We start from the raw sequence: 19,285 nt of genomic DNA, 5'->3' as shown, positions 1-19,285 counted from the left end.
TAATTTATTGATGAAAGGGTGATTGCAATGTTTCGTGGGTTTTATACAGTAGCTACAGGTATGATTGCACAACAGCGACGTACTGAATTACTGTCAAATAATATTACCAATGCCAACACACCAGGTTATAAAGCAGACCAATCTACAATTCGTTCATTCCCAGATATGCTTATGTCGCGTATGACGAAGTCAGGTACGAATTTAGAGAGTGGATTAAACACAACAGCCAACAATCAGATTGGTGCATTAAATGCAGGTGTATACATGCAAGAAACATTACCAGACTACTCACAAGGTCAAATTACAGCTACTGATTTAACAACTGATGTTGCTTTAGTTGATAACCAATTACCGACGGATGCAGAAACTGGCGCTAAAGGTGCAATATTCTTCCGTTTAGAACATCCTACAGAAGGCGAAACGTATACACGTAACGGTAATTTCACTTTAGATCCACAAGGTTACTTAACAAACGCACAAGGTCTTTATGTGTTATCAGATAGTGGTCAACGTATACAGTTACAAAATGATGATTATCAAATTATGGATGACGGTCGTATTATCGGCGCTGGAGAGCAAGAAGTAGCACGTATCGGCGTATCATACGCAGCACAGCCAGATACACTTCAAAAGCAAGATAACGGACTATATCGTACATACAACGGTGAAGATTTACCATCTGCATACACTGTAAATGGTGTCAGCTTTAATTTAAAACAAGGTTATATTGAACGCTCAAATGTTGATGCTAGTAAAACGATGACAGAAATGCTGACAGCTTACCGTGCATTCGAAGCAAATCAAAAGGTATTACAAGCCTATGACCGTAGTATGGATAAAGCCGTTAACGAAATTGGAAAAGTGTAACAGAAACAGTATTTTTGAAATACATAGGAGGGCTATGATATGCTACGTACAATGATTTCCGCTTCCAACACGATGACTCAATTGCAACAACAGCTTGATACGATTGGAAATAACTTAGCGAATAGTAATACGCATGGTTTCAAAGCTAAGGAAGCAAAGTTTGGCGAATTATTATATCAACAATTTAACAATGACAAGTCTGATAAGACAGAGCGCCAATCTCCAATAGGAATTCGTATTGGTGTTGGGGCACAACTGGCCCAAGCACAAACGGTTTGGAAGCAGGGGAATATTCAAACGACAGAACGTTCTCTCGACTTTTCATTCACAAAGCCGAAGCAATACTTGAATATCATCATGCCAGATGGTGAAAATGGCGACCGTACAGTCTATACACGCCAAGGGGATTTATATATATCAACCGATGATTATAACAATGCCATGCTCGTAAATGCAGATGGTTATCCAGTTGCTGGAGCTGATGGAAATCCAATTATTTTCCCTGAAAACGTAAAGGAATTTGGTATGAAAGACAATGGTGAGCTGAATATTACTTTTGATGACGGTTCACAACGTACAGTAGAACTTGCTGTTACGGAGCTTCAACGTCCCCAACTAATGGAACATATTTCGGGTACATACATCGGTCTTCCTACAAACTTAAATGAATTAGGTGTGACAGAAGCTGATGTCCTTCGTAATTTACAAGGTGCAGACCGAGCTGAGATAGGTTTGCAAAACGGTTCTTTAGAAATGTCGAACGTAGATACGTCTAAAGAGATGACTGAGCTTATTAATACGCAAAGATCTTATCAATTTAATGCTAGAACGATTACTTTATCAGATCAAATGTTAGGTCTTGTTAACGGCATTCGATAAAGCAATCTGAACAGAGGAGAAAAACAAGTTATGACAAACAATTTGAAAAAAAACGTGACTGTGCCTAATACTTCAAAGCCAATGACTCGTAAAGAAGCAAAAATCGAGAGAGAGGTTAAAGAAGAAGTTAATATGAAATGGTGGTCAAATTTACGACTCCTCCCAATCGGGATGCGAATCCTTGTCGTACTCATTTTGCTTGTCATAGCGGCTGTGTCAGGTGCAATGATTGGTTATAGTGTTATTGGTGAAGGCGATGCATTAGATACACTGAAAGTCTCTACATGGCGCCATATATTTGATATTATGAACGGCGTAGTGGACAAATAATCATTATTTCTACAGAACCTTTCATATTAGGAGGACTAAAATGTTAACTGCAGATCAAATTCAAGCGATTTTACCTCATCGTTATCCATTTTTACTTGTAGACCGTATTCTTGAACTTGAAGAAGGAAAAAGAGCGGTAGGTTTAAAAAACGTTTCAATTAATGAACAATTTTTCAATGGGCATTTCCCAGGATATCCTGTGATGCCAGGTGTTTTAATTATTGAAGCACTTGCACAAGTTGGTGGAGTAGCACTATTGAAATCTGAAGAGTTTAAAGGAAGATTAGCTTTCTTAACAGGAATTGATAATGCGCGTTTCAAACGTCAAGTAATTCCTGGCGATCAACTTCGTCTAGAAGTAGAGTTTACTAAATTACGTGGTGTAATGGGTAAGGGACATGCCAAAGCAACAGTTGATGGTGAGCTAGTTTGCGAAGCAGACATTTTATTTGCAATTGGACCAGTACAAAATGCATAAATAAAACAAAGAGTTTTTAAGGATAGTTTCCTTCTTTCGGGGCAAGATATGTTATATCGCACGGATAGTGTGTGATGGATATGACATTGCAGAAAGGAGGGAACTTTTTTATGTGGATTAAACCTGCCGCAGTACTTATGCTAGGATCACTTCTACTCGTAGGCTGTAATAATGATAAAGCAAACGAGCCAGCAAAAGATGAAACACCGATGGAACGTGTTGAGGATGATGTGCGTGAAGGGGTGGATGATATGACACCAGACGTGCATGATGAAAAGGTGGATCAAACAGTACCTGGTGACAATGAAGTCATAGATGAAAACACAACAACAGAGAAGGAAATCATAGACGAAAACACAACAACAAATGATGATGTCGTCGAGGATAACCTTAATAAAGATAATAAAGACAATAAATAAAAATGATTATCAAAAAACTCGGCATAAGATTAATATGCCGAGTTTTTATCGTTTACTAAGGACTTAATCGAGGTCTATTTTTCATATCTGTTTTAAATTGAGTTAAAAGATCTTCACCTTCAAGACCTTCTTCAATTAACTTAGACAGTAATTGCTCTGCATATTGCCGACGTATCGTTTTAAGTGTTCCCTTCAGCAATACGGAAACTTGATTGTCTATTTCCTTCACAGCATTTACTACAACCCTAAAGGCTGCTGGTTCATTGTCTGGATAAGAAATAACTGCTCGCACTTCTAAAATTTCGTCGGTTCCTAAATAAGGTTCAAATACAGTTTTATATTGGTGATCCATATACATTTCCAAAACCCATGATTTATGGCTATTCTCTTGATTGATAATGATGCCATCTATTAAAGGGTAAGATTTTAACTGATTATCCTGTAACAATTCCAAAGAGAGCATTTTAAACGTTTTCACTAAAACCAACCACCATCCTTTATGTAATGTATTATGTCCATTATAACATATTCCTAAATGTTCCAAATTTAACATTTGGACAGTCAATCTAAAAAAGAAAACCTATATAAGACAACAGTTTACAGGAAAGAACTTAAATTGACACGTTAAAAAAGCTAATTATACATATCAGAAATAGACCAAAATCTATTTTTAAGACTTTGCACAAATATTCTTTCCCGAATATGATGGACTTACATTCAAGCAAAAGGAGGTGATACATTGAATCAAGTTTCTTTAGTAGGAAGGATTACAAAGGATCCTGAACTACGAAAGTTACAAGAAGGGAGGGTTCAAACTAACTTTATACTAGCTGTAAATCGAAACTATAAAAATCAAAACGGAGAAATAGAAGCTGATTTCGTCTTCTGTACAGCATGGGGAAGGCTGGCTGATAATGTTGTGAAGTATTGTGGCAAAGGATCACTAATAGGGGTTAGTGGCCGCTTACAATCACGCTCTTATCAAAAGGAGGATGGCAAACGAATCTATATAACGGAAGTCATTGGAGAGGACGTCCGTTTTCTCGTTTTGAAAGACAGGGAAGGTATACATGAAAAAGTCGCTACAGATGCAAGACTAACGAAACAACAAGCATCTGTAGCAGCAGAATTCACAAAAGAATTCCATCTGCCAAATACTGAAAAAGAAAAATTACCGATTGTTTAATCCATATCGCTATTGGAAGACCGCACCAATAGGCACATAATTTCCTTTAAAGAATTACCAAATAATCTACCACTTTACATGGAGAATGTTTCATAGATTATGGTATTAACATCGGACCAAGCAATTAGACTCAAACATGGATGAAGCAGTAAAAGTAATGATAAATCATTTCTTGAAATTTTGTCTATCTGAGTAGGGGAAGTAAGAAGTAGAAATAACGATTGTATGTGAATAAGATCTAACGGGAGAGATCAAAAAAATCCGGCTATCATGATAGCCGGATTTTATCGATAATCATTTAGTTAAAATTGAAAGATAATAGATCAAGGATTTCTTCGTCTTTTAGTTCAGTAATCCACTGACTTGATTGGATGAGATCCTCTGATAATGCTTGTTTTTCAGTTAATAGTGTATCGATTTTCTCTTCAATAGTTCCTGTCGTGATGAACTTATGAACATGTACAAATTGAGTTTGACCAATACGGTATGCACGGTCTGTCGCTTGGTTTTCCACCGCAGGATTCCACCAGCGGTCAGCATGTAGAACGTGATTGGCTGCTGTTAAGTTTAGTCCGGTTCCACCTGCTTTTAAAGACAAGATGAAAATAGGGAAATCACCTTTTTGGAAAGATTCAACGAAATGATCACGTTGTTGCTTAGGCATACTACCTGTTAAAAACGGCACATCGATATCATAAAGTTCGGAGAAACAATGTTGTAGTAAGTGGCCCATACCAATATACTGAGTGAAAATTAAGCATTGTTCATTATTACTGGCAATTTCAGATCCAAGTGTTACAAGGCGATCTAACTTTTCTGAACGCGGTAGCATATCGGCTGCATTATCAAAGGGTTCTTTTAAATACAGAGCGGGGTGATTACATAGTTGCTTTAACTTACTAAGCATTTTCAAAATCAAACCTTTACGTTCAAAGCCAGTTAATGTTTCGAGCTTATGCATAGTTTCTTGGATAAAGCTCTCGTAAAGTACAGCTTGTTCTTGTGTTAATGGACAGTATTCAAGCTGTTCAAGTTTATCAGGTAAGTTCAGCATAAGTGCAGGATCCTGCTTCGTTCTACGTAATAGGAATGGTTGAATTTTTTTTCGTAATTTTTGCTTATGAGCTTCAGAATCATCACGCTCAATCGGAGCGATATAATCTTCTTGGAAGCGACGAATGCTTCCTAAGTAACCTTTGTATATAAAGTCGAAAATAGCCCATAGTTCGGACAAGCGGTTTTCAACAGGTGTCCCTGTTAATGCAATATGATGCTCGCCATGCAACTTACGAATCGCTCTAGATTGCTTTGTTTGCATATTTTTTATATTTTGAGCTTCATCAAGCGCAATACAAGCCCAATTTAACTTTTCAAGGCTATCTGCATCTTGTGTAACAGTTCCGTACGTTGTCAACACAACTTGAGGGGATTGCTCTTTTAAGTAACTAACTAAAGATTCTTCTTTCAAACGACCTGCGCCATAATGTAAGTAAACCTCTAAAGAAGGGGCAAATCGTTCAAGTTCTTTTTGCCAGTTGCCTAAAACAGAAGTTGGGCAAATAATTAGAGTCGGTGGCTTTTCTTCTTCATAGACATGACATAAATAAGAGATAAGCTGAACTGTTTTGCCAAGTCCCATATCATCAGCCAAACAAGCTCCAAACTGCTGGTCACGCATGAATGTCAGCCATTCATAACCTTCCTGCTGATAAGGACGTAAAGAAGCCTGTAGCTTGTCTGATACAGGTACAGATGGCAAACCTTTTTTATCTTGTAGCTTTTTCACATAGTCCTTCAATGACTTCTGAATTTCAAATTGGAAGAATGGATCATCCGCAGAATCATCCTCATCCTCTTCCACTGGTACAACAAGTTCTTCAGGCAACTCCTGGAATAGCAGATCACGAACGGTCCAATTTTCATTTTCAGCTTTATCCATTAGTTTACGGATCTCTTGCATCCAAGCCGCATCCACCCGTACCCATTCTGTACCAGCACGTATAAATTCACGATTATCATTGACCATTTGTTGAAATTGCTCCATGGTTAGTTCTTGACCGTTTAAGGATAATTTCCAATTAAACGTTAGAATCTCTTGTAAACCAGCAGCTGATTTATAATTTGAAGCAGTGCTAGCACTAGCTCGTACTTTCACACGAGAATCTTTTATGTCTTTTAACCAAGCTGGTAAAATAATTTCAAATCCTAGTGCTTGTAGACGGATAAAATCTGCACGTAAAAACTGTCTAACATCTGCATCCGATAAAGTTAATGACAAGAATAAACTGGTATCAGCATTATCCATGTAATCATGCATATGCAATAAATTAGACATTTGACCTTGTAGCTTTTCTATTCCGTCAGCATGTTGCTTCCACTTATCAGGCAGCGCGTTTTCGATTTTCAAAGCGCGCTTGCGCATAGGTGGAGCCCAATAAGTCGCACTTTTTTTCCCACGAATAACGGTCTCTAATAACCAATCCTCAGACAATTCCTCTGGTTCACGCAACCTCAATGCAACGAAAATTTCATCATGAACATTTTTGGTTGTAATTGGCCATCCACCATTTCGGAAGAATGGTAATAATGGCGGTAAATCTGAAAAAAGCAAACCAGCCTCCACCATTTTTTGCATTAATGCATTTTCTAGTAAATTTGCAGCTGTTTCATCTAATGGAACCTTTAGATCCAACTTTTGTTGTTCTTCGTCAAGTGAAATAGAATCCCATAGACGAGGAGAATACCAGAAGCTAGAGGCTTCATTTGCCGCAGTCAGCCACTTGGCTGATGCCATGTCGATACCTTCGTATTGAACAAAAGGATGTTGCTCTTTTTGAGAAAATAATTCAACCATTTCAAGGGGAGTTAACGTAACAAATTCCTCCGAATGATTAGCCGTTAAACCATAAAAAGTAGCCTCGTAGTGGAAGAAGAGAAAAGGAAGCCATTCATGTGTATACATTGGTTGTCCATCGGATTTAAAAGCTTGCAACGTGAACGATTGATTGGACTCGGTTTGAATGCCAAGCGTGATGGATTTCATGAAAGTAGATGGCACGTTTGAAATAGTTGTCATAGCTTCAGGTTTCCTTTCTCGATTTCTTCTTGTAAAGCTCGTAATCGTTTATATTGTTGGCGAAGTGTTTCGACATATTGATTCCAATATTCGTTTTTTGCACTTTTCTTCGCTGCAGCTTTCATTTTTTTCCAAACTCGGACTGCTTGTTTATAATGCTGTCTCGATTTTTGAGAAACTTCTTCTAATGCAAGTGCATGATACAGAGGAAGTAGAACTTCAGGTTTATACTCCAACACATCCTTCACACCACATAACTCCAAATAAGCTAGTGAAGAAGGGAAGCGATGATGCAGAGCAGCCCATTCCAAATAACGTTCCTTTTCAATTAAATAATGTGAAAAAGGTTGCATGCCATACATACCGGAAGCTGTAAAGAGTAACTCTGCCTCTTCATCAGTTAAATCTATTTTTGAACAAAGACGATTGAAAGTATTGACGAAATTTGAACGATACCTCGTTGCTAACCAACTATTGATGAATTCATCTAACAGTGGAAGCATAGAACGCAAAATCATTTGTAGCGCTTCTGAATCTTCGTTACGGTCCGCAAAATGAGCTAGATCGAGCCATACTAATAACTCATCGACTTTAATCTGTGTCAATGATTGTTGTAAATCATCATACTTTTTAAGCATAAGGAAGAACATAGCTCGGATGCTTTCTATATTTACATCACTCGAAAAGTCTTTTTCTGCACGAAGCATATCAAGTTCAAGCTCACGTCGTTTTTTCTCATTAAACATAGACTCCCAAAACAATGTATAAATGTACAATCGCTCTTCAAAATAACCTTCCTGTTTTACAAGGAAATAATGCGTCATTTGTTGCAATGTATCATAAAACGGATCCGTCGCAAAAAGACGAGATTTACTAGCTGTTAATCGAATATAATCTTTTAATGCCTGGCTCTCTTGCTCGATAAAATTGATCATATAGGAGCGCGCCGACTCATTAGCTGGATGGAGGTGCTTCCAAGTATGAGATAGAAGTGCCATATGCGTAAATAATTGATATAAACTGCGCCATTCACGTTCTAAAGGCGTATGTTTTGCAATCTGAGACTGCATATCAGCGAAAATGCTCTCTATTAAATAAGGGTTTAATGATTGTTGATTATATAAATTTACTTTATAAATATTCTCCACAAGCTTTAGCCAACTTTCAGGCGTACGCTCATCTTTAAATAAAGAAAGCTGATTTAACTTCTGAGAACGGAAATTCTCGAGCCAACCAGACAGTGAATCAACATATTGATATAACACGAACATCGCCGCTAATTTATGGCGGCACCATTTTTTATTACGACAATCACATGTAAATAAATCATCGTTTATATATAACGTTGCCGTAGCAGGAGTAGCATCCTGCACAACAAAATGAAGTATATTAAGTACTTCACTATATGAAGAAATTTTCACATAGTTATGGCGTGCTAAAAAAGCTGCTCTTCTGACAAGCTCTTCATCCTCGGGAACTGATGAATTCAGCTCTAATTCAATTGCAGCCATATTATTGCGAATAGCATCTTCATACTTTTTGGCAATTTCTGAAATATTTGTATTCATACATTCCGCTCCTGAAAAAAGTCGTTCCTTTCATTATACGGCTATTTCAGGTCATCCGTAAATGCATAAGGACAGTCTTTATTTTATTATATTTGCAATCAAACAAGAATAATATTATTTTTACTGAAAATAAGCGGCTATAAGCATACAGTATGAATTGATAAATAGTGAAGAAAGTCTGATTTTATTACAAAAGCACATCTAAAACATGAAGAAAATCAATAAAACAGGGTACTTTTTCATTATGTTATTGAATTCTTAAGAGAATAATGTGAGAATGTATATAACTAAATATTGGAATAAATAATAATATTAGGGTGGTGATTGATTGGCACGCTATATGATTCGAATTCCTGATTTTAGATCATCCATACATTCAGTTAAATCCTTTAAATGGTATTTAGTTTATGCGCCTAAAAACCGTTCCAAAAAGGTCATCATTTCTTCTGAGGGAAGTTATGAAGAACGCCACGACGTTTATATTGATAATCACTTTTTCGATACAGTCAGTGTAGACTTAACCCGGAATCATATTTTTTTACATCAACGAAGAATGCCATACGAGCAAAGCGAGGAAAATTTAAAAGCTTTATTAACCACTATTTATGTAATCGCTGAGCCGAATACTTTTTATTTTTTTACATATGGAAGGAAGAAAAAGAGATAAATTCTAGAAAGCAAAAGAAATTTGTTCTTTTGCTTTTTATCTGCACTAAATGAGCATATAATGGTACCATATAAATAATCTGAAAATTCTATAAAAAGGAGTGACTTGCATGTTACATGTACGAAGAATGGAACCTTTTTATACTAAGAAAGAGGGTAATCGACTAAAGCTAGTATTTGCTTATCAATATTTTTCCATTACAAAAGAAGATGAGCTATATCATTTTGTCCCAGTAGAGGGCAAGGAAATCATTATCAATCTCAATAATCTACAAATTGAAAACTTATCTGAAGTATTTGTTTTCCAAAAAGGTAGTCGTTTCATACGCTTACCGTTGTATCAATTGCTAACTATATCTAACATCCATGATCATCTGCAACTAATTTATGACTCCTTAGAGCTGGGGAAGGAAAAAGGCAAAACAGTGCAATTCATTAGTACAAACAAGGAAGTAGTAGACCTAATCACTCAACTTGAAAAGAACAACAAACTTCGCCTTATCGATCAAGCACTCGCGGTTCGAGATGAGCATCTATTTTTCACACTAACAAACAAACTATAGCATCGTACTAACGGAGGATTTTCAATTGAATAACCAAACCACATAGAAAGCACCTATCATTTATAAAACGATAGGTGCTTTTAACATGCCCTCAATGTGTTAACACATATACAAAAATAATTAAAAGTGCTATAAAAACTCCAAATGCATTAATTACAAAATCATAGAAATCCAATTTTACATTTTTTTTTGATTCCATTTCAATATAGCCCCTTTCGATGAATACCGAGAATATTTATATAAAGCTTTGACAAATCACTTAAACTTTAAACACATGAACTAGAATATGATTTTCCTAATAAAGGAATTAATGTAAAGGCCGATATAAATGAAAAACACAAAAGGACTGAGGGTATGAGGATAGGAGATTGGTATTCACAAGGACTCTCTATATTAAAAAGTATGAATAACAACTGGAATATGGCGAGTAAAGCACTAGAACGCCTCTCAACGGGCTATCGTATTAACCGAGCTGGTGACGATCCTGCAGGGCTAGCCATTTCAGAGAAAATGCGTGCACAAATTCGGGGACTCAATATGGCCAGCAAGAATATTCAAGACGGTATCGGAATGATCCAAACAGCTGAAGGGGCACTCAATGAAACACATGCCATGCTTCAGCGTATGCGAGAACTCTCGACTCAAGCATCAAATGATACATTAACTGACGAAGATCGTCGTCAACTAAACCTAGAATTCCAAGAACTAAAAAAAGAAATTACAAGAACATCAACAGACACCGAATTCAATACAAAAAAACTTCTCAACGGCAGTGCATCAAAAGATCCTTTGAAAATTCAAGCAGGTGCAAACGCAGGTCAGACGATCGACGTATCCATTAATGATATGAGCGGCGCAAGCCTCGACATCGACGGACTATCTATTGATACCAGAGAGAATGCCGAATCAGCCCTCTCAAAACTTGACGCAGCTATCAATAAAGTCTCCAGCGAACGCTCGCGCCTAGGAGCTTACCAAAATCGTCTCGAACATGCCTACAACAACTCAGTCAACATGGCAGAGAACTTAACCGCTGCCGAATCCCGCATCCGTGATACAGACATGGCCAAAGAAATGATGAACTTTGTCAAAGCTAACATACTTCAACAAGCAGCCCAATATGCCTTAAGCCTACACAACCAACGAGCCCAATCCATCTTAGAGCTTCTACGCCCACCAAATCCAAAACGCTAAAGCCCGCCAAAACAGCGGGCTTTTTTATTTTAGGGAGAATGGCGGTGAGTAGTGATAGAGGAGTCTTGAGTAGCGCAAAAGGAGTCGTGAATAGAGCCAAAGGGAGTCGAGTAGCGCCAAAGAAAGCCTGAGTAGGGCCAAAAGTGGCTCGAGTAGCGCTAAAGAGAGCTCGAGTAGTGATAAATGAAGCGTGAGTAGAGCCAAAGGGAGTCGAGTAACGCTAAAGGAAGCCCGAGTAGCGCTAAAACACCTCCAGCAGCGTCAAAGTTATCACAATCCCCAGTAATTATTGTATAAATTAATATACATACACTTTGCATAAAAATGAATAAAAACACGAAAAACCTATTAATATATGTATAAAATCTCTGAAAAACTTATAATATATTAATTTTTATGTAGACATATGAATAAAAATAAACTATACTTCAATTTATCAACTTATTCTAAAAATTAAATGAAGTGAGGTATATATTATGAAGAAATGGTTAGCGGCATTATTAATGATTACCATGCTAGTAGTTGCTGGATGCGGCAATGGTGGAGATTCAAATTCATCTGCAGGAAAGAGCAATAGTAACTCAACTATCCAAAAAGTAATCAAAGCAAAAAAACTAGTAATTGGTACAAACCCTGGTTACTTCCCGTTTGAAATGGTAGATTCAAAAGGAAAATTCATCGGTTATGATATCGATGTTGCACAAGCAATTGCAGATAACTTAGGTGTTAAATTAGAAGTAAAACAATACGGATTTGACGGACTGGTTCCGGCTCTACAAACGGGTGAAATCGACATGATCTTCGCAGGTATGTCTATCACAGGTGAACGTGCATTAGCAGTCAGTTTTGCAAATCCTTACTACAAAACAGGACAAGGTATCATGCTTCAATCAAAAAACAACACTATAAAATCATATGAAGACCTAGATAAAAAAGGCACTAAAATTGCAGCTCAAATTGCAACAACAGGTTCATTAATTTCAAAAGACATGTTCAAAAATGCAGAAATTAAAGATTATGAAGACTTCCCAGCAGCAGCATTAGCACTACAATCTGGACAAGTTGATGCAGTAATCTATGACGAACCAGCTATCCAAGTTTACAACCTACAACATGTAGGAAAAGTGAAGAAACTTGAAGGTGTCATCTCTGCAGATAACTTAGGTCTTGCAGTACAGAAGAATGATTTCGAATCAGTACAATGGTTAAACTCATTTTTACACTCATATATCGATAGCCCGGCTGAATTACAATCACGTGCAAAATGGTTCGAAAATAGCGATTGGTTAAAAACAGTTAAAGAATAATAGAACAAGCTGTACTTTGAAACATTACAAACGGCGTAGCTAAACATAAAGGGAGGACTACTCCACTATGTTTGCTGACGTCGTTGTAGTCTTTCATCGAATAAAAACCGATCACAGAAATGATCGAGGAGGACATTTACATGGACATTCAACTAGACTGGAGCGTCATTCCAAATAATATGGACGTCTTTATCCAAGGCGCCTTACTAACATTAGAAATTTCAGCGATCTCACTATTATTAAGTATTCCATTAGGAGTCATTTTCGGAATCGGGCGTATTTCAGGTAACCCTATTATTCGATTTATATCAAGTGCTTACGTAGAAATCATGCGTGGCGTACCATTACTAGTATTGTTAATGTGGATTTACTTCGGATTAGGTCAATTTTTCTCATTAGGATCTTATTGGGGTTCAATCGTTGGTCTAGCAACATTCTCAGGGGCATTCCTTGCAGAAATTGTTCGCTCTGGTATCCAAGCTGTTCCTAAAGGTCAAATGGAAGCAGCGCGTTCAGCAGGTATGTCAAATTTCCAAGCAATGCGCTACATCATATTACCTCAAGCATTCAGAAGAATCTTACCGCCAATGGCATCACAATTTATCATTCTTATCAAAGATTCATCGTTAATTTCGGTTATCGCAGGTGTAGATTTAACGTTAAAAGCAAAAAATTTAGCAGCAACATCATTCCGTTATATAGAAATTTGGACATTCGTTGCGCTCGTTTATTTCATCATGACATTCAGCTTATCTTTAATCATTCGTCAAATCGAAAAACGTATGCTGAAAAATGAACAATAAGAAGGGGAATGCGAATTATGATTTCTATCAAAAATGTTAATAAAAGTTTCGGTAATCATCATGTATTAACTGACATAGACCTAGAAGTACCAAAATCAAATGTTGTCGCACTAATCGGACCGAGTGGAGCAGGTAAATCAACTCTAATCCGTACCATAAATGCACTAGAAGAAATCGACAAGGGTGAAATAGTCGTGGACGGTATTTCTATTCATGACAAAAAAACGGATATTAACAAAGCTCGCACGAACATCGGCTTCGTATTCCAAAGCTTTAACCTATATCCGTTCTTATCAGCACTTGAAAATGTCACAATCGCCCCAATTAAAGTAAAAGGTCTATCGAAAGCTGAGGCAGAAAAACGAGGCAAAGAACTACTGACATCTCTAGGTTTAGGTGACAAATTCGATGCATATCCAGGGCGCCTATCGGGTGGTCAACAACAACGTGTAGCGATCGCACGCGCGCTTGCAATGGATCCTCAAGTCATGCTTTTTGACGAACCAACATCAGCCCTAGACCCAGAAATGGTTAAAGAAGTACTCGACGCCATCCGTAAGCTTGCGAACGACGGCATGACAATGGTAGTCGTTACCCATGAAATGGGCTTCGCTAAAGAAATCTGCGACCAAATTGTCTTCATGGCCGATGGTAAAATCGTCGAAGTCGCACCACCAGAAAAATTCTTCACAAATCCAGACTCAAAACGTGCACAAGACTTCCTATCTGTTGTCTTAAATCACTAAAAAAGAGCCAGCCGCATAAGCAGCTGGCTTTTTTGTGCTCATTATATAATTGTAATAAATTACAAAAAAAGATATAATAGTATGTAAAATTATGATGGAAAGGAGTAATAATAATTTTCGAACCAAGACCAAAACCAATAATATTGTCAGCATATCCAAGACTACTAATGAGGCTCTCCCCAACATTCTCAAAAAACATTGAATTGCAAAAAGAATTGATCAACATTCAAGCAGGATACAATGGAGAATGTAGAGTCGATCAATTAATTCAAGAAACGCATTTTACTCTCCCATTTCAAACTCTCCCAAATGTTGAAATTCAAGCATCCCCAAACAGACTCATTCAAATCGATTCATTAATAATCACACCAAGCTATATTTGCATTCTTGAAGTAAAACATCTAAGAGGAACATTAAAATTCTTAGAAAACCCCTACCAACTAATCCAATCAATTGATGGCACCAACACAACATACGTATGTCCTCAACAACAAATTTTACGAACAGTCGACAGTTTAGAATACTGGTTGCAACACGAAGTCGGCATGCAATTACCAATTTTCAAAGCAATCGTATTGCCAAACAAACGCACACACATCGAGATCCCACCAAAACAAATTAAATTACTAGGACCAAAAGAAGTATCACTATATCTACAGGAATTAAATAAATACCCAGCCATTATCACAACAAATCAATTTCAACATATTATTAATAAAATAAAAAATAGCAACATACCATACAACGTCTTTCCATTAACAAAAAAACACAGTATTCCTTTAGAACAACTTAAAACTGGCATCATCTGTTGCTGTGGGGGACAAGGCAGACGTTACTCCCAACGTACATGGACATGCCAAACCTGTGGGGAAAATATCGACAACGCAATCAAACTAGCAATGCTAGACTGGTTCTGGCTCTTCAAATCAACCATAACCCATAAAGAATGTAGTCAATACCTACAAATTAACAACAAAAACCGAATAACAAAACTACTAAAACAAATGACCCTAACCCCCATCGGCCATACTAGATCACGAACATACCACTATGATTATAGAAAGCCATTGTTTAAAGAAAATCTGCCTAAGTAACAATCAAGAATAGTTTTTAAATAAAGATAGATTTTGAGTAAAGCCAAAGCCGGAGTGAGAAGCGCCAAATGTTGAGCGAGTAGAGCCAAAGCTGAAGTGAGTAGAGCCAAAGCTGAAGTGAGAAGCGCTAAAGCCAGTGAGTAGAGCCAAAGCCGGAGTGAGAAGCGCTAAATGCTGAGCGAGTAGAGCCAAAGCTGAAGTGAGTAGAGCCAAAGCCAGAATGAGAAGCGCCAAATGCTGAGCGAGTAGAGCCAAAGCCGAAGTGAGAAGCGCTAAAGCCAGCGAGTAGAGCCAAAGCCGGAGCGAGCAGCGCCAAAGCCTGGCCGAGTAGAGCCAAAGCTGAAGTGAGTAGCGCTAAAGCCAGCGAGTAGAGCCAAAGCCAGAGTGAGAAGCGCTAAACCCTGAGCGAGTAGAGCCAAAGCCAGAGCGAGCAACGCTAAATCCAGAAAAAAGCGCTAAAGCCGAAGGGAGCATCGCCAAGCCCCACCCGAGCAAACTCACCATAAAATCAAAAACTCTCCAAAATATGAAATAAAATATTTAAGTTTTCAGAATATGAGGGTATAATAAATAGCAAGAAACAAAAATGCTAATCAAATGAAAGAAGGAACACCAAATGTCTTTATCCCTTAACCCGAAAGCTCTAAAGGGTGGTTTACCTGGTATACGCCAATTCGCAAATCAACTGATCAACTACCCTGATGCCATCAACTTAACGATTGGCCAACCAGACTTCCCAACTCCTGAATCAATCAAACAAGCAGGTATCCGTTCAATCGAACAAAACCTTACAACATACTCTCATAACGCTGGTCTCATCGAACTTCGAGAAGCGGCTGTAGCGTTCTTTAAAGAAAAATATGATTGCCATTATAATGCTGTAGACGAAATTATCGTCACAAACGGAGCAAGTCAGGCTATTGATTCTGTATTCCGTACAATCTTCGAAGAAGGGGATGAAATCATCCTCCCAGCACCAATTTACTCAGGATACGAACCAATTATCCAATTTTGCGGTGCAAAAGTAGTTTACTTAGATACGACAGATACAAACTTCCAACCTTCAGCGGAACGTCTAGAACAACTAATCACACCTAAAACGAAAGCCGTACTATTTAACTTCCCATCTAATCCAACAGGAGCTACAATCTCCCATGAACAAATGGACGCGTTAGCAAAAGTACTAACAAAACAAGATGTCTATATCATTTCAGACGAAATCTATAGTGAAAACACATTCGAAGGAGAACATCGCTCATTCGGTGCGTATCCTGAGCTAAAAGATAAATTGTTCTTAATTCACGGTTTATCAAAATCACACTCAATGACAGGCTGGCGTATAGGGTTTCTTATGTCATCTGCTAAGCTTTTGGCAGAAGTCGTGAAAATTCACGCGTACAATGCAATATGTGCTGCACTTCCTAGCCAATATGCTGCTATCGAAGCACTTACAAACTGTAAAGACATTCCAGCTGAGATGAACAAACAATATATTGTCCGTCGTGATTATGTTTTCGATCGCCTTGTTGCAATGGGTATTGAAGTTCAAAAACCAAATGGTGCATTTTACATTTTCCCATCTATCAAAAAGTTTGGATTATCATCTCAAGAATTTGCAATCCGTCTTATGAAAGAGGGAGGCGTTGGTGCTATCCCAGGATCTGTTTTCACTCCATATGGTGAAGGCTACCTTCGCATTACTTACGCGTATGCACCAGCAACATTAAAAGAAGGCCTTGATCGTATTGAAGCCTTTATTCAAACACTATAAATTAAAAAATATACCCAAAATGCCAAGTGAAACTATCTCACTTGGCATTTATCATGAGTCATGCAAAATATACGGCTAACTTGAAAATAATTGAATTCAGAGTTGAAAACAGAGTATAGTAGACCTTAACAAACACACCCAAAAAGAAAGTAGTGAAATAATGAAAAAAATATTCATGGTCGTTTGGGACATTGACGTAGATAAATATGGCGTTAATAGTGTCATGTATAAGAGGGCAGGCTTATTAAATAACGCTGATTATTGCACTGAACTAATCACACTAGACTATAAAGATAATTATTCTGAAATAGAATTAAAATTAAAAAAAGAAGACAGACTTTCCGAAAACGTCAAAATCACGAACATTTATGACTACTATAAAAAAAGCTACACAAAAAGTGAACCAACAGCTGAAAGTATTGAAAGCTACCGACTAGCCAGCGAAAAATTTGAACTCGGATATCAAGTAGAAGATAGCGGAGAACAAACGCACTACTTCCAAAATGGTACATATGTAAAATGCAAAGCTTGGGACAAGCATCAAAAATTGAGATATATCGACTATTACACACCCGAACAAATTCTCATTAAACGTGAAGAATTCCATAACGATGGTTATATTAACCGTACGCTTTATTATCATTTGTCTAACAATGAGCTAAACCAAGAGCTACACTATACACCAGACGGCTTTTGTTATCTTTCGAAATGGTACAACCATAAAACGGGGAAGCAACAGAAAATTTATCTATTTCATCCCGAGTCAAAAAAAGTCTTAAGTTTTGCTAATAACAAAGAATTTCATGTCAATTGGTTTAACGAATTATGCAAAAACGAGCCTGAAAAGCCAATTATCATCTGCGACGGAGCAGGTACAGCAAGTAAAGTTCGGAGTATGGAATCCGGCTTGGCACACCACATCTATACTATTCATACAAATCATTTTGAAGCACCTTACACTTACGGTAGTGAGCTCAAAGAACATCACAGAGGCATGCTAGAAAATTTAGAGAATGGCGACCCTATTATTGTCCTAACAGAAAAGCAAAAAGAGGATATCATCAAGCAATTTGGTGATCACGACAACATTTATGTCATTCCAAATACAATCGAAGTGAATAATGTGGATATGACTAAAAAAGATCCACTTCTTGTTACAGTTGTAGCAAGATTAGATGAAGGTAAAGCAATTGGTGAAGCTGTTCGTGCATTTGCTAAAGTTATTCAAGACGTTCCTGATGCTAAACTTCACATTTACGGTGCAGGGCCTAGAAAACGTGCGCTAACATCGCTTATTCGGAAATTAAAATTGAGAAAAAATGTCGAATTAAAAGGCTACACAAACAAAGTAGACGAAGTATTAGCAAAAGCTACCGTAACAGTCCTAACATCAAAATACGAAGGCTTTAGCTTAATAGCGTTAGAATCATTTGCTAATAAAACACCGGTCATTTTATACGACAACAACTACTATATAGACGAATTTGAACCAGCTGGACAGAATGGTTATGCTGTTCCAAATAAGGATCGTGAGCAATTAGCAGAAAAGATCATCTACATGCTAGAAAATGAAGACGAGGCAAAAAGAATGGGAGAAAATGCATACCGTACCGCACAAAAGAAATACTCTCCTGAACTTCAATACGAATTATGGAACAGTCTTTTGAATAAAGTCACATCACAAGATTAAAAGGTCGCTTAGGCGACCTTTTTTTTGTTTGTCATTTCTAAACAAAATAAAAAACCACCTCTCCAATATAGGAGCAGGTGGTTAGTTAAAGCGAAACGCTTATTTAGATACTTGGGTATTTAAATCTTTTTTAATCTTAGTTGTAGAAATACCTTCAGTACGAGGTAAGTAAATTACTTCGCAATGATCATTTAGGAAATCGAATTTACCTTCCCAGTCGTGGCCCATAACAAATGTGTCGATATTATGTTCTTTCACGTCTAGAACTTTTTGTTCCCAATTATCTTCCGGTATTACTTCGTCTACATACTTGATTGCTTCAAGAATTGTCTTACGGTCTTCAAAACTATAGTAAGCTTTTTTCCCTTTTAAAGCATTAAATTCATCAGAGGAAATAGCAACAACAAGGTAATCGCCTAAAGCTTTTGCACGTCGAAGAATATTAACATGTCCCACATGAAGTAAATCAAATGTACCATACGTAATTACTTTTTTCATAGTGTGCCTCCATACATAATACTAAATGGTATTATATTATATTTAACTAGAAATGCCAAATTCATTTCTGTAGATAATCTCTATAAAAGGTCTTAATAGAATAAGGAACGCCGAGAACTCATGCAAGGTTCCCAAGATCAAGCTTTGGAC

Annotated in this window: 19 protein-coding genes; 15 read left to right on the top strand and 4 right to left on the bottom strand. The window is 37.3% G+C overall.

Annotated elements, in window-relative coordinates; genetic code table 11:
* Window positions 1-27: 27 nt before the first annotated feature.
* The 5 genes from MKY02_RS18995 (at window position 28) to MKY02_RS18975 (ending at window position 2,973) form a co-directional block, all read left to right on the top strand.
* Window positions 28-867 (top strand): flagellar hook-basal body protein, encoded by an 840-nt coding sequence (locus tag MKY02_RS18995; RefSeq protein WP_076034292.1) that lies wholly within the window; start codon window positions 28-30, stop codon window positions 865-867.
* A 39-nt stretch (window positions 868-906) separates the two neighbouring features.
* Complete coding sequence (locus MKY02_RS18990; RefSeq protein WP_038179993.1) at window positions 907-1,746, top strand: flagellar hook-basal body protein; 840 nt, start codon at window positions 907-909, stop codon at window positions 1,744-1,746.
* A 30-nt stretch (window positions 1,747-1,776) separates the two neighbouring features.
* Window positions 1,777-2,076, top strand: a complete 300-nt coding sequence (locus tag MKY02_RS18985) for a DNA-directed RNA polymerase subunit beta (protein ID WP_038179992.1) — start codon at window positions 1,777-1,779, stop codon at window positions 2,074-2,076.
* A gap of 40 nt (window positions 2,077-2,116) precedes the next feature.
* Window positions 2,117-2,554 carry a 3-hydroxyacyl-ACP dehydratase FabZ gene (gene fabZ / locus MKY02_RS18980; RefSeq protein WP_038179989.1) on the top strand — a complete coding sequence of 146 codons (438 nt, stop codon included), beginning with the start codon at window positions 2,117-2,119 and terminating at the stop codon, window positions 2,552-2,554.
* Between the two features lie 110 nt (window positions 2,555-2,664).
* Window positions 2,665-2,973 carry a hypothetical protein gene (locus MKY02_RS18975; RefSeq protein WP_038179987.1) on the top strand — a complete coding sequence of 103 codons (309 nt, stop codon included), beginning with the start codon at window positions 2,665-2,667 and terminating at the stop codon, window positions 2,971-2,973.
* Between the two features lie 55 nt (window positions 2,974-3,028).
* Here MKY02_RS18975 and MKY02_RS18970 read toward each other — a convergent pair whose 3' ends face one another.
* Window positions 3,029-3,451, bottom strand: a complete 423-nt coding sequence (locus MKY02_RS18970) for a YwpF family protein (RefSeq protein WP_038179985.1) — start codon at window positions 3,449-3,451, stop codon at window positions 3,029-3,031.
* Window positions 3,452-3,712: 261 nt separating this feature from the next.
* Here MKY02_RS18970 and MKY02_RS18965 point away from each other — a divergent pair, with 261 nt between their 5' ends.
* A complete protein-coding gene (locus MKY02_RS18965) occupies window positions 3,713-4,159 on the top strand; it encodes a single-stranded DNA-binding protein (protein ID WP_076034294.1) in 447 nt (148 codons plus the stop codon).
* 298 nt (window positions 4,160-4,457) lie between these two features.
* Here MKY02_RS18965 and MKY02_RS18960 read toward each other — a convergent pair whose 3' ends face one another.
* Together MKY02_RS18960 and MKY02_RS18955 are read right to left on the bottom strand one after the other, a co-directional pair.
* Window positions 4,458-7,235: a DEAD/DEAH box helicase gene (locus MKY02_RS18960; RefSeq protein WP_179078264.1), complete on the bottom strand. Its 2,778-nt coding sequence runs from the start codon at window positions 7,233-7,235 to the stop codon at window positions 4,458-4,460.
* Window positions 7,232-8,803 carry a hypothetical protein gene (locus MKY02_RS18955; RefSeq protein WP_038179983.1) on the bottom strand — a complete coding sequence of 524 codons (1,572 nt, stop codon included), beginning with the start codon at window positions 8,801-8,803 and terminating at the stop codon, window positions 7,232-7,234. Before MKY02_RS18955 ends, MKY02_RS18960 begins: the two co-directional genes overlap by 4 nt.
* A gap of 328 nt (window positions 8,804-9,131) precedes the next feature.
* Between MKY02_RS18955 and MKY02_RS18950 the strand changes: the two genes are divergently transcribed.
* From MKY02_RS18950 to MKY02_RS18910, 9 genes are all read left to right on the top strand, one after another.
* Window positions 9,132-9,470 carry a hypothetical protein gene (locus tag MKY02_RS18950; RefSeq protein ID WP_038179982.1) on the top strand — a complete coding sequence of 113 codons (339 nt, stop codon included), beginning with the start codon at window positions 9,132-9,134 and terminating at the stop codon, window positions 9,468-9,470.
* Window positions 9,471-9,579: 109 nt separating this feature from the next.
* Complete coding sequence (locus MKY02_RS18945; protein ID WP_038179980.1) at window positions 9,580-10,032, top strand: IDEAL domain-containing protein; 453 nt, start codon at window positions 9,580-9,582, stop codon at window positions 10,030-10,032.
* Window positions 10,033-10,386: 354 nt separating this feature from the next.
* Window positions 10,387-11,226 carry a flagellin N-terminal helical domain-containing protein gene (locus MKY02_RS18940; RefSeq protein WP_038179977.1) on the top strand — a complete coding sequence of 280 codons (840 nt, stop codon included), beginning with the start codon at window positions 10,387-10,389 and terminating at the stop codon, window positions 11,224-11,226.
* A 476-nt stretch (window positions 11,227-11,702) separates the two neighbouring features.
* Entirely contained in the window at window positions 11,703-12,533 is an 831-nt protein-coding gene (locus tag MKY02_RS18935) for a transporter substrate-binding domain-containing protein (protein ID WP_038179975.1), read from the top strand.
* 140 nt (window positions 12,534-12,673) lie between these two features.
* Window positions 12,674-13,336, top strand: coding sequence for an amino acid ABC transporter permease (locus MKY02_RS18930; protein WP_038179971.1), 663 nt, complete (start codon window positions 12,674-12,676; stop codon window positions 13,334-13,336).
* Between the two features lie 17 nt (window positions 13,337-13,353).
* Entirely contained in the window at window positions 13,354-14,082 is a 729-nt protein-coding gene (locus MKY02_RS18925) for an amino acid ABC transporter ATP-binding protein (protein ID WP_038179967.1), read from the top strand.
* Between the two features lie 203 nt (window positions 14,083-14,285).
* The gene (locus tag MKY02_RS18920; protein WP_340711619.1) at window positions 14,286-15,176 is read left to right on the top strand and encodes a nuclease-related domain-containing protein; all 891 of its coding nucleotides are present in this window, start codon (window positions 14,286-14,288) and stop codon (window positions 15,174-15,176) included.
* Window positions 15,177-15,792: 616 nt separating this feature from the next.
* On the top strand, window positions 15,793-16,947 hold the full coding sequence (locus MKY02_RS18915; protein ID WP_340711618.1) for an aminotransferase class I/II-fold pyridoxal phosphate-dependent enzyme: 1,155 nt from the start codon (window positions 15,793-15,795) through the stop codon (window positions 16,945-16,947).
* Window positions 16,948-17,107: 160 nt separating this feature from the next.
* Window positions 17,108-18,637: a glycosyltransferase gene (locus tag MKY02_RS18910; protein WP_340711617.1), complete on the top strand. Its 1,530-nt coding sequence runs from the start codon at window positions 17,108-17,110 to the stop codon at window positions 18,635-18,637.
* A 99-nt stretch (window positions 18,638-18,736) separates the two neighbouring features.
* Here MKY02_RS18910 and tagD read toward each other — a convergent pair whose 3' ends face one another.
* Window positions 18,737-19,135, bottom strand: coding sequence for a glycerol-3-phosphate cytidylyltransferase (gene tagD / locus MKY02_RS18905; protein ID WP_038179955.1), 399 nt, complete (start codon window positions 19,133-19,135; stop codon window positions 18,737-18,739).
* Between the last annotated feature and the right edge of the window lie 150 nt (window positions 19,136-19,285).

This window comes from Viridibacillus sp. FSL R5-0888 (assembly GCF_038009105.1).
In the GTDB taxonomy this organism is placed as follows: Bacteria; Bacillota; Bacilli; order Bacillales_A; family Planococcaceae; genus Viridibacillus; species Viridibacillus arenosi.
Note: the sequence above shows the minus strand (reverse complement) of the source record. Positions and strands in the feature narration are given on the sequence as shown.

Bases quoted from the DNA above. Each gene is read 5' to 3' on its own strand.
- fabZ (WP_038179989.1), top strand. From the start codon at position 2,117: ATGTTAACTGCAGATCAAATTCAAGCGATTTTACCTCATCGTTATCCA.
- MKY02_RS18925 (WP_038179967.1), top strand. From the start codon at position 13,354: ATGATTTCTATCAAAAATGTTAATAAAAGTTTCGGTAATCATCATGTA.
- MKY02_RS18985 (WP_038179992.1), top strand. From the start codon at position 1,777: ATGACAAACAATTTGAAAAAAAACGTGACTGTGCCTAATACTTCAAAG.
- MKY02_RS18960 (WP_179078264.1), bottom strand. From the start codon at position 7,235: ATGACAACTATTTCAAACGTGCCATCTACTTTCATGAAATCCATCACG.
- MKY02_RS18995 (WP_076034292.1), top strand. From the start codon at position 28: ATGTTTCGTGGGTTTTATACAGTAGCTACAGGTATGATTGCACAACAG.
- MKY02_RS18910 (WP_340711617.1), top strand. From the start codon at position 17,108: ATGAAAAAAATATTCATGGTCGTTTGGGACATTGACGTAGATAAATAT.
- MKY02_RS18940 (WP_038179977.1), top strand. From the start codon at position 10,387: ATGAGGATAGGAGATTGGTATTCACAAGGACTCTCTATATTAAAAAGT.
- MKY02_RS18990 (WP_038179993.1), top strand. From the start codon at position 907: ATGCTACGTACAATGATTTCCGCTTCCAACACGATGACTCAATTGCAA.
- MKY02_RS18930 (WP_038179971.1), top strand. From the start codon at position 12,674: ATGGACATTCAACTAGACTGGAGCGTCATTCCAAATAATATGGACGTC.
- MKY02_RS18945 (WP_038179980.1), top strand. From the start codon at position 9,580: ATGTTACATGTACGAAGAATGGAACCTTTTTATACTAAGAAAGAGGGT.
- tagD (WP_038179955.1), bottom strand. From the start codon at position 19,135: ATGAAAAAAGTAATTACGTATGGTACATTTGATTTACTTCATGTGGGA.
- MKY02_RS18975 (WP_038179987.1), top strand. From the start codon at position 2,665: ATGTGGATTAAACCTGCCGCAGTACTTATGCTAGGATCACTTCTACTC.
- MKY02_RS18955 (WP_038179983.1), bottom strand. From the start codon at position 8,803: ATGAATACAAATATTTCAGAAATTGCCAAAAAGTATGAAGATGCTATT.
- MKY02_RS18935 (WP_038179975.1), top strand. From the start codon at position 11,703: ATGAAGAAATGGTTAGCGGCATTATTAATGATTACCATGCTAGTAGTT.
- MKY02_RS18915 (WP_340711618.1), top strand. From the start codon at position 15,793: ATGTCTTTATCCCTTAACCCGAAAGCTCTAAAGGGTGGTTTACCTGGT.